Source organism: Streptomyces laurentii (assembly GCF_040635425.1).
Taxonomy (GTDB): domain Bacteria; phylum Actinomycetota; class Actinomycetes; order Streptomycetales; family Streptomycetaceae; genus Streptomyces; species Streptomyces laurentii.
This window is the reverse complement of the sequence record NZ_JBEYHT010000029.1, coordinates 75,681-87,828: the sequence shown is the minus strand read 5'-3', so window position 1 is coordinate 87,828 and position 12,148 is coordinate 75,681. Positions and strand designations below refer to the sequence as shown.

Annotated in this window: 11 protein-coding genes; 9 read left to right on the top strand and 2 right to left on the bottom strand. The window is 71.6% G+C overall.

All coding sequences use genetic code 11. The annotated features are described in order from the left end of the window. Positions 1-80 precede the first annotated feature (80 nt). A complete protein-coding gene (locus ABZ693_RS19560; RefSeq protein ID WP_359878595.1) occupies positions 81-632 on the bottom strand; it encodes a murein hydrolase activator EnvC family protein in 552 nt (183 codons plus the stop codon). A 252-nt stretch (positions 633-884) separates the two neighbouring features. On the opposite strand from ABZ693_RS19560, the gene rpsB reads away from it, so the two are divergent. The 9 genes from rpsB to ABZ693_RS19515 all read left to right on the top strand — a co-directional run bounded on the left by rpsB (position 885) and on the right by ABZ693_RS19515 (position 11,055). Continuing rightward, entirely contained in the window at positions 885-1,802 is a 918-nt protein-coding gene (gene rpsB / locus ABZ693_RS19555) for a 30S ribosomal protein S2 (protein ID WP_359878593.1), read from the top strand. 113 nt (positions 1,803-1,915) lie between these two features. Further along, a complete protein-coding gene (gene tsf, locus ABZ693_RS19550; protein ID WP_359878591.1) occupies positions 1,916-2,752 on the top strand; it encodes a translation elongation factor Ts in 837 nt (278 codons plus the stop codon). A 161-nt stretch (positions 2,753-2,913) separates the two neighbouring features. Then, positions 2,914-3,678: a UMP kinase gene (gene pyrH / locus ABZ693_RS19545; protein WP_359878588.1), complete on the top strand. Its 765-nt coding sequence runs from the start codon at positions 2,914-2,916 to the stop codon at positions 3,676-3,678. A 132-nt stretch (positions 3,679-3,810) separates the two neighbouring features. Then, positions 3,811-4,368 carry a ribosome recycling factor gene (gene frr, locus ABZ693_RS19540; protein ID WP_359878586.1) on the top strand — a complete coding sequence of 186 codons (558 nt, stop codon included), beginning with the start codon at positions 3,811-3,813 and terminating at the stop codon, positions 4,366-4,368. After that, the gene (locus ABZ693_RS19535; protein ID WP_435842473.1) at positions 4,368-5,741 is read left to right on the top strand and encodes a phosphatidate cytidylyltransferase; all 1,374 of its coding nucleotides are present in this window, start codon (positions 4,368-4,370) and stop codon (positions 5,739-5,741) included. Before frr ends, ABZ693_RS19535 begins: the two co-directional genes overlap by 1 nt. A 109-nt stretch (positions 5,742-5,850) precedes the next feature. Beyond that, positions 5,851-6,987: a dual-specificity RNA methyltransferase RlmN gene (gene rlmN / locus ABZ693_RS19530; protein WP_359878583.1), complete on the top strand. Its 1,137-nt coding sequence runs from the start codon at positions 5,851-5,853 to the stop codon at positions 6,985-6,987. A gap of 275 nt (positions 6,988-7,262) precedes the next feature. After that, positions 7,263-8,363, top strand: a complete 1,101-nt coding sequence (locus tag ABZ693_RS19525; protein ID WP_359878611.1) for a thiamine ABC transporter substrate-binding protein — start codon at positions 7,263-7,265, stop codon at positions 8,361-8,363. A gap of 47 nt (positions 8,364-8,410) precedes the next feature. Then, entirely contained in the window at positions 8,411-10,027 is a 1,617-nt protein-coding gene (locus ABZ693_RS19520) for an ABC transporter permease (RefSeq protein WP_359878608.1), read from the top strand. Then, positions 10,027-11,055: an ABC transporter ATP-binding protein gene (locus ABZ693_RS19515; RefSeq protein ID WP_359878580.1), complete on the top strand. Its 1,029-nt coding sequence runs from the start codon at positions 10,027-10,029 to the stop codon at positions 11,053-11,055. Before ABZ693_RS19520 ends, ABZ693_RS19515 begins: the two co-directional genes overlap by 1 nt. A 76-nt stretch (positions 11,056-11,131) precedes the next feature. On the opposite strand, the gene ABZ693_RS19510 is transcribed toward ABZ693_RS19515, so the two are convergent. Next, the gene (locus ABZ693_RS19510) at positions 11,132-12,127 is read right to left on the bottom strand and encodes a hypothetical protein (protein ID WP_359878577.1); all 996 of its coding nucleotides are present in this window, start codon (positions 12,125-12,127) and stop codon (positions 11,132-11,134) included. Positions 12,128-12,148: the final 21 nt, after the last annotated feature.

The window sequence follows — 12,148 nt, the reverse complement described above, 5'->3', positions numbered from 1 at the left end:
GGCCCTCGTGCACGGCGATCCGGCGGCTGTTGAAGCTGCCGATCTTCCGCGTCCAGCGCTGTGGTCGTGCGGTGGGCATGTCAGTCCGGCGTGCGGTCCCAGAGCGGGAGCAGGCGGGACGGGCCGGTGCCCAGGAGGCCCAGTGGGTTCAGGTAGGTGTCGCCCCGTAGCAGGCCCCAGTGGAGGCAGGTGCGGGGGCAGTGGTCTCCGGCGGTGACGTGCGCGATCAGGTCGCCCGCGCGTACCGCGCTACCGGCCGGGAGCAGCGGGTCAACGGGGCCGTAGGTGGTGCGCAGCGGCGGGGTGCCCGTCCCGGCGAGGGTCAGGGTGAGGACGCCGTGACCGCCGACCTGGCCGGCGAAAGCGACCGTGCCGGCCGCCGGGGCGCGGACCGGGGTGCCGGGCGGTGCGGCCAGGTCGACGCCGCGGTGGCCCGCCGCGTACGGGCCCGGCGGTGGCTCCCACCTGCGCAGGATCTCGGGCCGGGGTGGTCCCACCGGCCAGCTCGCGCGGGCCGGGTGCGCGGATGAGGGGGTGGGGCGCGGTGGGGGAGTCGAACGTGGTGGTGTCGGGGGCAGTGGCAAGGCCAGGGGCAGGATCACGGACAGTGCCGTCGCGGTGACGATGTGCATGGAATGAGCATGGCCGCCCCCGCCCACCCCTGACCGACGGAGCCGGAATCTGTGGATAACTCCCGGCTTGTGGACAGCTCCGTCACCCGGTGCTCCCAGGGTCCCGTACACTTTCCATGGCGACCCGGGTCACCGGGTCGACTTCGCACGCCCCGCCACCGGTTCTCGTGACGGGTGGCAGCGCCTTTCGGTCCTTCGTGGCACGGCGCGCCGGGGCGTCAGGAAAACAACCGAGAACCCAAGGAGATGGCCATGGCCGTCGTCACGATGCGGGAGCTGCTGGAGAGCGGCGTCCACTTCGGTCACCAGACCCGTCGCTGGAACCCGAAGATGAAGCGCTTCATCTTCACCGAGCGCAACGGCATCTACATCATCGACCTGCTCCAGTCGCTGTCGTACATCGACCGCGCCTACGAGTTCGTCAAGGAGACCGTCGCGCACGGCGGCTCCATCATGTTCGTCGGTACGAAGAAGCAGGCGCAGGAGGCCATCGCCGAGCAGGCGACCCGCGTCGGCATGCCGTACGTCAACCAGCGCTGGCTGGGCGGCATGCTCACCAACTTCTCGACCGTCTACAAGCGTCTGCAGCGCCTCAAGGAGCTCGAGCAGATCGACTTCGAGGACGTGGCCGCCTCCGGCCTCACCAAGAAGGAGCTCCTGGTCCTCTCCCGCGAGAAGGCCAAGCTGGAGAAGACCCTTGGTGGTATCCGCGAGATGCAGAAGGTGCCGAGCGCCGTCTGGATCGTCGACACCAAGAAGGAGCACATCGCCGTCGGTGAGGCGCGCAAGCTCCACATCCCGGTCGTCGCGATCCTCGACACCAACTGCGACCCCGACGAGGTCGACTACAAGATCCCGGGCAACGACGACGCGATCCGCTCCGTCACCCTGCTCACCCGCGTGATCGCCGACGCCGTCGCCGAGGGCCTCATCGCCCGTTCCGGCGCCGCGACCGGCGACTCGAAGCCGGGCGAGAAGGCCGCCGGCGAGCCGCTCGCCGAGTGGGAGCGCGACCTGCTCGAGGGTGAGAAGAAGGCCGACGAGGCCGCCGCCGAGAAGCCGGCCGAGGCTGCCGCCGAGGCCCCCGCCGAGGCCCCCGCCGAGACCCCGGCTGAGGCCCCCGCCGAGGCCGCTGCCGAGGCTCCGGCCGCGGACGCCGAGCAGGCCTGATCCTCTTCAGGACCCTGAGGACCTTCGGGTGACGACGGCGGGGGCCCACAAAGCCCCCGCCGTCCCCCGGTGGCCCCGCCCGATCTTTCAGACTTCGAGAGAGAAACAGACTCATGGCGAACTACACCGCCGCTGACGTCAAGAAGCTCCGCGAGCTCACCGGCGCCGGCATGATGGACTGCAAGAAGGCCCTGGACGAGGCCGCCGGCGATGTCGACAAGGCCGTCGAGGCCCTGCGCATCAAGGGCCAGAAGGGTGTCGCCAAGCGTGAGGGCCGCTCCGCCGAGAACGGCGCCGTGGTCTCCCTCATCGCCGACGACAACGCCTCCGGTGTCCTGGTCGAGCTGAAGTGCGAGACGGACTTCGTCGCCAAGGGCGAGAAGTTCCTCGCCGTCGCCGACGCGCTGGCCGCCCACGTCGCCGCCACCAAGCCGGCCGACCTCGAGGCCCTGCTCGCCTCCGAGATCGAGGCCGGCAAGACCGTCCAGGCGTTCGTCGACGAGGCCAACGCCAACCTCGGCGAGAAGATCGTCCTCGACCGCTTCGCCGCGTACGCCGACGGCTTCGTCTCCGCGTACATGCACCGCACGATGCCCGACCTGCCGCCGCAGATCGGTGTCCTCGTCGAGCTCGACAAGGACGACGCCGTGGTCGCCAAGGGTGTCGCGCAGCACATCGCCGCGTTCGCCCCGAAGTACCTCTCCAAGGAGGACGTCCCGGCCGAGGTCGTCGAGACCGAGCGTCGCGTCGCCGAGGAGACCACCCGCGCCGAGGGCAAGCCCGAGGCCGCGCTGCCGAAGATCGTCGAGGGTCGCCTCAACGGTTTCTTCAAGGACGCCACGCTGCTCGGCCAGCCGTACGCCCTTGACAACAAGAAGACCGTCCAGCAGATCCTGGACGAGGCCGGTGTCACCCTGAAGCGCTTCACCCGCATCAAGGTCGGCATCTGAGTCCGTACGTACGCGACGTACACCGGACCCCGGTAGGGTCTGAGGCAGCCGCCCGCGTTCGCGCCGGACGGCCGCAGATCTGACGAGGAGGCCATTGCCGTACGGGAAGCCGCAAGGACCCCAGGCAATGGCCTCCTTCGTATGTGCACGAGGAGATCTCCATGAATCAGGGCGCCGCACAGGGCGACGACAAGAACGGCAAGAAGGCCGGCCGCTTCATGCTGAAGCTGTCCGGAGAGGCATTCTCCGGAGGTACCGGCCTCGGGGTCGACCCGGATGTCGTGCACGCGATCGCGCGCGAGATCGCCGCGGTCGTACGTGACGGTGCGGAGATCGCCATCGTCATCGGCGGCGGCAACTTCTTCCGCGGCGCCGAGCTCCAGCAGCGCGGCATGGACCGGGCCCGCTCCGACTACATGGGCATGCTCGGCACCGTGATGAACTGCCTCGCCCTCCAGGACTTCCTGGAGAAGGAGGGCATCGACTCCCGCGTCCAGACGGCCATCACCATGGGCCAGGTCGCCGAGCCGTACATCCCGCTGCGCGCCGTGCGCCACCTGGAGAAGGGCCGCGTGGTCATCTTCGGTGCCGGCATGGGCATGCCGTACTTCTCCACCGACACCACGGCCGCCCAGCGCGCCCTGGAGATCGACGCCGAGGCCCTGCTCATGGGCAAGAACGGCGTGGACGGTGTCTACGACTCCGACCCGAAGCGGAACCCGGACGCGGTCAAGTTCGACGCTCTGGAGTACGGCGAGGTGCTGTCCCGCGACCTGAAGGTCGCCGACGCCACCGCCATCACCCTGTGCCGTGACAACAACCTTCCGATCCTCGTCTTCGAACTGCTCGCCGAGGGCAATATCGCGCGCGCGGTGAAGGGTGAGAAGATCGGCACGCTCGTGAGCGACCAGGGCACCCGGGCCTGACCCGAACCGGGAACCACCCCGCGAGGGGACAGCCCCCCCCACGAGGGGGACGGTCCCCGCGAGGGGGATGGACAGAGCCCTGCCGGTCGTACACCGTGCAGGACACAACGCGACGACACGCAGGAGCAAGTGGTGATCGAAGAGACCCTCCTCGAGGCCGAGGAAAAGATGGAGAAGGCCGTCGTGGTCGCCAAGGAGGACTTCGCCGCGATCCGCACCGGCCGTGCGCACCCGGCGATGTTCAACAAGATCGTGGCCGACTACTACGGTGCCATCACCCCGATCAATCAGCTGGCGTCGTTCTCCGTTCCGGAGCCGCGCATGGCCGTGGTGACCCCGTTCGACAAGAGCGCGCTGCGCAACATCGAGCAGGCCATCCGCGACTCGGACCTCGGCGTCAACCCGAGCAACGACGGCAGCATCATCCGAGTGGTCTTCCCCGAGCTGACGCAGGAACGCCGCAAGGAGTTCATCAAGGTCGCCCGAGGCAAGGCCGAGGACTCGAAGGTCTCCATCCGTTCCGTGCGCCGCAAGGCCAAGGAGGCCATCGATAAGCTCGTCAAGGACGGCGAGGTCGGCGAGGACGACGGCCGCCGCGCGGAGAAGGAGCTCGACGACCTCACCGCGAAGCACGTGGCGCAGGTCGACGAGCTGCTCAAGCACAAGGAAGCCGAGCTCCTCGAGGTCTGATGAACGAGTCATCCTGGGGGGCCCCGGCCGGATCCGGTCATCCGGGGCCCTACCAGGGGCCTGCCCCGGCGGGTCCCGCCCACGCCCACGACGGGCACCCGGTGACGCAGACGCGGCCTCTGCCCGTCGTGTCCGAGGTGCCCGCCGGCGACGACCAGGACGTTCACGGCCGGGGGGCCGCCCAGCCGGGCGGTCACTCGCCGCGTGACCACGCGCGTGACCACGCGTTCCCGGACCCCGCGACCCCGCAGGGCCACGGCTTCCCGCAGGGGGTCGGATTCCCGCGGAATCCGGCGTTCCCGCAGGAGCCGGGGCCGGGATACGGACCCGGTCACGGACCGGGCCAGGAGCAGGGATTCCGGTACGACCCGGCATACCCGGCACCGGCCCACGCGCACGCGTCGCCGCCCGAGCCGGGACCCGGTGAACCGGGGTTCCACCCGAGCGCGCCGCACGACCAGACGCCGCCGCACGAGCACCCGCAGGAGCCCATGTCCAGCCCCTCCCAGCCGCCCGCGGCCACGCCCCCGCCCCGGCGGCAGCAGTCGCGGCAGAAGAAGAGCGCGGGCCGTGACCTGGGCGCGGCGATAGGAGTCGGCGTCGGCCTCGGCGCCGTCATCATCGCCTCCCTCTTCATCTGGAAGCCGGCCTTCGTCGCCGTCGTCGTCGTGGCGGTCGTCGTCGGCCTGTGGGAGCTGACCTCCCGGCTGAAGGAACGCAAGGAGATCAAGGCCCCCCTGATCCCGCTCGCCGTCGGCGGCGCCGCCATGGTCGTCGCCGGATACGTGCGCGGTGCCGAGGGCGCCTTTGTCGCCACCGCGCTCACCGCGCTCGCGGTCCTCGTCTGGCGGATGATCGAACCGCCCGAGGGCTATCTGAAGGACGTCACGGCGGGCGTGTTCGCCCTGTTCTACGTGCCGTTCCTGGCGACGTTCGTGACGATGCTGCTGACCCCGGACGACGGCCCGTGGCGGGTGCTCACCTTCCTGTTGCTGACCGTGGTCAGCGACACCGGCGCGTACGCGGTCGGCTGGCGCTTCGGCAAGAACAAGCTCGCCCCGCGCATCAGCCCCGGCAAGACCCGCGAGGGCCTGGCCGGCGCCATCGCCTTCACGATGGCGGCGGGCGCCCTGTGCATGGAGTTCCTGATCGACGACGGCGTGTGGTGGCAGGGCCTGCTGCTCGGCCTCGCGGTCGCGGCCAGCGCCACGCTCGGCGACCTCGGCGAGTCGATGATCAAGCGGGACCTCGGCATCAAGGACATGGGCACGCTGCTCCCCGGGCACGGCGGCATCATGGACCGGCTCGACTCGCTCCTGCCGTCGGCGCCGGTGGTGTGGCTGCTGCTGGCGCTCTTCGTGGGCACCGGTTGACGGACGACAGCGGTACGCTGGAAGGGCCTGTGGCGTGTCGCCGCGGGCCCTTCGTACTCCCCGCCACCGTGGGGACGTCGGACCTCGTCGTCTTGAGGAGACGCCCGCCGTGGCCCGTCCACTTCCCGGAGAACTGACCTTCGTCGCCCCCCGCGGGGCCAAGCAGCCCCCGCGGCACCTGGCCGATCTCACGCCCGCCGAGCGCAAGGAAGCGGTCGCCGCGATCGGCGAGAAGCCGTTCCGCGCCAAGCAGCTGTCCACGCACTACTTCGCCCGGTACGCGCACGACCCGGCCGAGTGGACCGACATCCCCGCCGCGTCCCGCGAGAAGCTGGCCGGCGAGTTGCTGCCCGATCTGATGTCGGTCGTCCGGCACGTGTCCTGCGACGACGACACCACCCGCAAGACGCTGTGGAAGCTGCACGACGGCACCCTCGTCGAGTCGGTCCTGATGCGCTACCCGGACCGGGTCACCATGTGCATCTCCTCGCAGGCCGGCTGCGGCATGAACTGCCCGTTCTGCGCCACCGGCCAGGCTGGCCTGGACCGCAACCTGTCGACGGCGGAGATCGTCCACCAGATCGTCGACGGCATGCGCGCGCTGCGCGACGGCGAGGTCCCGGGCGGACCGGCCCGGCTGTCGAACATCGTCTTCATGGGCATGGGCGAGCCGCTCGCCAACTACAAGCGGGTCGTCGGCGCCATCCGCCGCCTCACCGACCCGGAGCCCGACGGCCTCGGCCTGTCGCAGCGCGGCATCACCGTCTCCACCGTCGGTCTCGTCCCGGCCATCCACCGCTTCGCCGACGAGGGCTTCAAGTGCCGGCTCGCCGTGTCGCTGCACGCGCCCGACGACGAGCTGCGCGACACCCTCGTCCCCGTCAACACCCGCTGGAAGGTCCGCGAGGTCCTCGACGCGGCCTGGGAGTACGCGGAGAAGTCCGGCCGCCGGGTCTCCATCGAGTACGCGCTGATCCGCGACATCAACGACCAGGCGTGGCGCGGCGACCTGCTCGGCCGGCTGCTCAAGGGTGGGGGTACCTCCGGCGGAGCCAGGGGGAGGGTGCACGTCAACCTCATCCCGCTGAACCCGACGCCCGGCTCGAAGTGGACCGCGTCCCGTCCCGAGGACGAGAAGGCGTTCGTGGAGGCCATCGCCGCCCACGGCGTTCCGGTCACCGTCCGTGACACCCGCGGCCAGGAGATCGACGGCGCCTGCGGGCAGCTGGCCGCCTCCGAGCGCTGACCTCGGCCGCCCGGTGACGGTCCCGCCCCGGGCTTGTACCCTGGGCTCGAACACATCTGCATATTCCGACAGGGGAGCGCCACAGCGCTGAGAGTGCGGTGACCGGCCGGTGGCCGGGGGACCGCAGACCCTCTGAACCTCGCCCAGGTCATTCTGGGTAGGAAGTTCGGACGAGACTCGAGCTGTTGCGCCCTGCCCGCGCCCGGACCTCCGGGAGCGGGCAGGGCCGCGTCTCTTCCTGGTCACACCCAGGAGGAAAACCAGTGCACACCAAGATGAGCAGCCGCAAGCTGGCCGCCGTCGCGCTCGTGAGCGCGCTCGGTGTCACCACCCTCGCCGCGTGCGGTGGCGGTGCGGACGGGGGCAAGGACGAGGCCGGCGGCGGCAAGACGGGCGGCAAGACCGTCACGCTCGTCAGCCACGACTCCTTCAGCGCCTCCAAGGAGGTGCTCGCCGCCTTCACGAAGCAGACCGGTTACACGGTCAAGGTCCTCAAGAGCGGCGACGCCGGCGCGGCCGTCAACAAGGAGATCCTGACCAAGGGTTCCCCGCAGGGCGACGTCTTCTTCGGTGTCGACAACACCCTGCTGTCCCGCGCCCTCGACAACGGCATCTTCACCCCGTACGAGGCGAAGGGCCTGGACCGGGTCCCCGACGCCCTCCAGCTCGACAAGGCCGAGCACCGGGTCACCCCGATCGACTCGGGCGACATCTGCGTCAACTACGACAAGGCGTACTTCGCGAGCAAGAAGCTCGCCCCGCCGCAGACCTTCGACGACCTGGCGAAGCCCGCGTACAAGGATCTGCTCGTCGTCGAGAACCCCGAGCGCTCCTCCCCGGGCCTCGGCTTCCTGCTCGGCACCGCCGCCCACTACGGCGACGGCGGCTGGGCCGACTACTGGAAGAAGCTGAAGGACAACGGCGTCAAGACGGTCGACAGCTGGGAGCTTGCCTACAACCAGGAGTTCTCCGGTTCGGCCGGCGGCAAGAAGGCCAAGGGCGACCGTCCGCTCGTCGTCTCCTACGCCTCCTCCCCGCCGGTCGAGGTGCTGTACGCCGACCCGCAGCCGAAGACCGCGCCGACCGGCGTGGCCACCGGCACCTGCTTCCGGCAGACCGAGTTCGCGGGCCTGCTGGACGGGGCGCGGAACCCGGAGGGCGGCAAGGCGCTCCTCGACTTCCTGATCTCCAAGAAGTTCCAGGACGACCTGCCGCTGCAGATGTTCGTCAACCCGGTCACGAACGACGCGACGCTTCCCGCCCTGTTCACCACGCACGGCGCGGTCGTCGACAAGCCGGAGACGATGGAGCCGAAGAAGATCGCCGACAACCGTGACCCGTGGATCCAGCAGTGGACCTCGCTCGTCCTGAAGTGACCCGGACCGCCCCGGGGCGCGGGGGGAACGCGGCGCGGCTCGGGCTGATGCTGCTGCCCGTCGCGTTCTTCGCGCTGTTCTTCGCCTGGCCCGTCGCCTCCATCGTGGGGCGCGGGCTCCGGCCGGACGGGCAGTGGGCGTTCGGCCGGTTCGGCGAGACGCTGACCCGGCCGGACATCCTCGACGTGCTGTGGTTCACGCTGTGGCAGGCCCTCGCCTCCACCGCGCTCACCCTGCTCGTCGCGCTGCCCGGCGCGTATGTGTTCGCGCGCCTGGAATTTCCCGGCAAGCGGCTGCTGCGCGCCGTCGTCACCGTGCCGTTCGTGCTGCCCACCGTCATGGTGGGTACGGCGTTCCTCGCCCTGGTCGGCCGGCGCGGGCTGCTCGACGAGCTGTGGGGGCTACGGCTCGACACCGGCGTGTGGGCGATCCTCCTCGCCCATGTCTTCTTCAACTACGCGGTCGTCGTCCGCACCGTCGGCGGTCTGTGGGCGCAGCTCGACCCGCGTCAGGAGGAGGCCGCGCGGGTCCTCGGCGCGTCGCGGCTACGGGCCTGGCGGACGGTGACGCTGCCCGCGCTCGGGCCGGCCGTGGCCTCCGCCGCGGTCATGGTGTTCCTGTTCACCGCGAGCTCGTTCGGCATCGTGCAGATCCTCGGCGGCCCCGCGTACTCCACGCTGGAGACCGAGATCTACCGGCAGACCGCCGACCGGCTCCAGCTGTCCACGGCCGCCGTCCTCACCCTCGTGCAGTTCGCGGCGGTCGGCGCGATCCTCGCCCTGCACGCCCGGACGGTACGGCGCCGGGAGACCGCGCTGAAGCTCGTCCCGGCGGAGCGGACCGCGCGCCGGCCGCGCGGTGCCGGCCAGCGGGCGCTGCTCGGCGGCGTACTCCTGTCGGTCGCGCTGCTGATCCTCGCCCCGCTCGCCGTCCTCGTCGAGCGTTCCTTCGCCACCCCGGACGGCTACGGGCTCGACTACTACCGGGCGTTGCAGTCCGTCGACGACAGCGGCACCTTCCTCGTACCGATGACCGACACCCTGGTCAACTCCCTGCGGTACGCGCTCGCCGCCACCGCGATCGCCGTCGTCATCGGCGGCCTCGCCGCCGCCGCGCTCACCCGGCGCGGATCCGGGCGGCTCGTGCGCGGCTTCGACGCGCTGCTGATGCTGCCGCTCGGGGTGTCCGCCGTCACCGTCGGCTTCGGCTTCCTCATCACCCTCGACGAACCGCCGCTGGACCTGCGCGCCAGCTGGATCCTGGTGCCGCTCGCGCAGGCCCTGGTCGGGGTCCCCTTCGTCGTACGGATCATGCTGCCGGTGCTGCGGGCCGTGGACGACCGGCTGCGGGAGGCCGCCGCCGTGCTCGGGGCGTCGCCATGGCGGGCCTGGCGCGAGGTCGACCTGCCGCTGGTGCGGCGGGCGCTGCTCATCGCCGCCGGGTTCGCCTTCGCCGTGTCCCTCGGCGAGTTCGGCGCGACGGTGTTCATCGCCCGCCCCGACAACCCGACCCTGCCGGTCGCCGTCGCCCGGCTGCTCGGCCGGCCCGGCGACCTCAACTACGGCCAGGCCATGGCCCTTTCGACGATCCTGATGGTGGTGTGCGCGGTGTCCCTGCTGCTGCTCGAACGGCTGCGCACCGACCGGACGACGGGGGAGTTCTGATGCTGACGCTCACCGGCGCGACGGTACGGTTCGCGGGCCGTGCCGTCCTCGACGCCGTCGACCTGGACGTCGCCGAGCACGAGATCGTGTGCGTGCTCGGACCCAGCGGCAGCGGCAAGTCCACGCTGCTGCGGGCCGTCGCCGGACTCCAGCCGCTCGACGGCGGACGGGTCCTGCTCGGCGGCGCCGACCAGGCGGCGGTGCCCGTGCACCGGCGCGGCGTCGGCCTCATGTTCCAGGACCACCAGCTCTTCCCGCAGCGCGACGTCGCCGGCAATGTCGCCTTCGGACTGCGCATGCACGGGGCTCCGAAGAGCGAACAGACCGCGCGGGTCGAGGAGTTGCTCGACCTCGTCGGCCTGCCCGGCGCCGGACGACGTGCCGTGTCCGCGCTGTCCGGCGGCGAACAGCAGCGTGTCGCCCTCGCCCGCGCCCTCGCGCCCCGCCCTCGACTGCTCATGCTCGACGAACCCCTCGGCCAGCTCGACCGCGGCCTGCGTGAGCGGCTCGTCGTCGAACTGCGGCGGCTCTTCGGGACGTTGGGGACGACCGTGCTCGCCGTCACCCATGACCAGGGCGAGGCGTTCGCGCTCGCCGACCGGATCGTCGTCATGCGCGACGGGCGGATCGCCCAGTCCGGCACACCGCTCGACGTGTGGCAGGCGCCCGCGGACGCGTTCGTCGCCCGCTTCCTCGGCTTCGACAACATCGTCCCCGCCACCGTCGCCGGTGCCGCGGCCACCACCGTCTGGGGCAAGATCCCCGTCCCCGACGGCGCTCCGCAGGGCGAGCGCTCCCTCCTCGTCCGCCCCGCCGGCGTCCGTCTCGCCCCGTCCGGCGACGGTCTCGCCTGCCGGGTCACCGCCCGCACCTTCCGCGGCACCCGCGTCACCGTCACCCTCCAGCCCGCCGAAGGGCCCTTTCTGGAGGCCGAGTTCGGCCTGCGGGAGGCGCCGGAGGGCGGCGCCGAGGTGGACGTGGTGTTCGAGGCGGAGGACGTGGTCGTGCTCGGCCCCTCCGATACGTAGCGGCCCCGGTTCGCAGGGCGGGGACACCGCCGTACGGGGCGGGGACTCCGACCGTTCCCGAGGCACCGGAGGGAACTCACAGCGGTACGTGGTCCACCCACACCCGGTCGTACAGCGCCCGCAGCCACGGCCGGCGGACCGCCGGCATCCGGGCCAGCGTCCGCAGGAACACGGCCCGGTCGGGGGAGACGGTCCCCGTGGGGTGGTCGGGCAGCGGATAGTCGTCGCGCAGCACCCCGGCCGGCAGCGTGCCCGACGCGGGGAGAGGGGACGTCTCCCCGGGCAGCGCGAGACAGGCCCAGATGCCGTCGGGCAGTGGGACGGGGATCGCGGTGCCGGCGTCGGGTGCGCTGTACGGGACGAACGCGATGTCCGGGTCCCCGTCGCCCACCAGTCCCACACGGCGCGCCGGCCCGTCCGCCGGGAGCAGCCGGCCGAGTGCCCGCGCGACCATCAGGTCGGCGTAGCCGCCCGGCAGTTCGAGCCGGTCGCCGCCCGAGGCCGCGAGCAGATGGGCGAGCGCCGCGCCCGCGGCCGCCGACCAGCGGTCGTGCCGGCCGCCGGCCGGGGTGTCCGGCGGGGCCGGCGTGAACACCGGGGCCGGGACGGGCAGGCCGGTCGGCACCCGGCGTACCGCGTCCGGCTCCATCCACACCGCCTGCCATATGCCGCAGTCGTCCTCCCGGGACGCCACCAGGAGCCCGCACGCGGCGCACGCCATGTTCGGCCGCTCCCCGGCGCACATGCCCAGGCAGGCATCGCCGGAGTGCTCGGGGATCAGTACCGTGCCGCGGGTGTCGCCCGGCGCGGTCACGATCCGCCCCGCCCGGCCGAAGGACACGGGCCAGACCGGCGCGAACAGCCCCCGGGCCGCCGCCTCCGCCTCCCCGACGGCCTCCCACTTCCGGTACGGAGGGCCCGACGGCACCGGATCCACCGCGTACGTCCCCGGCTCCATCAGCGGCGGCATCGGGACGTGCCCGTAGCGGCCGTGGGCCTCCGGCGGAAGCGGGACCCGCGCCACCGGGGCCGTCAGGGCCGCCCCACACCCCGTACACACGAAGACATCCATCGCCGTGGATTCTGCCCCGGG

Bases quoted from the DNA above. Each gene is read 5' to 3' on its own strand.
- ABZ693_RS19560 (WP_359878595.1), bottom strand. From the start codon at position 632: ATGCACATCGTCACCGCGACGGCACTGTCCGTGATCCTGCCCCTGGCC.
- rpsB (WP_359878593.1), top strand. From the start codon at position 885: ATGGCCGTCGTCACGATGCGGGAGCTGCTGGAGAGCGGCGTCCACTTC.
- tsf (WP_359878591.1), top strand. From the start codon at position 1,916: ATGGCGAACTACACCGCCGCTGACGTCAAGAAGCTCCGCGAGCTCACC.
- pyrH (WP_359878588.1), top strand. From the start codon at position 2,914: ATGAATCAGGGCGCCGCACAGGGCGACGACAAGAACGGCAAGAAGGCC.
- ABZ693_RS19535 (WP_435842473.1), top strand. From the start codon at position 4,368: ATGAACGAGTCATCCTGGGGGGCCCCGGCCGGATCCGGTCATCCGGGG.
- ABZ693_RS19525 (WP_359878611.1), top strand. From the start codon at position 7,263: ATGAGCAGCCGCAAGCTGGCCGCCGTCGCGCTCGTGAGCGCGCTCGGT.
- ABZ693_RS19520 (WP_359878608.1), top strand. From the start codon at position 8,411: ATGCTGCTGCCCGTCGCGTTCTTCGCGCTGTTCTTCGCCTGGCCCGTC.
- ABZ693_RS19515 (WP_359878580.1), top strand. From the start codon at position 10,027: ATGCTGACGCTCACCGGCGCGACGGTACGGTTCGCGGGCCGTGCCGTC.
- ABZ693_RS19510 (WP_359878577.1), bottom strand. From the start codon at position 12,127: ATGGATGTCTTCGTGTGTACGGGGTGTGGGGCGGCCCTGACGGCCCCG.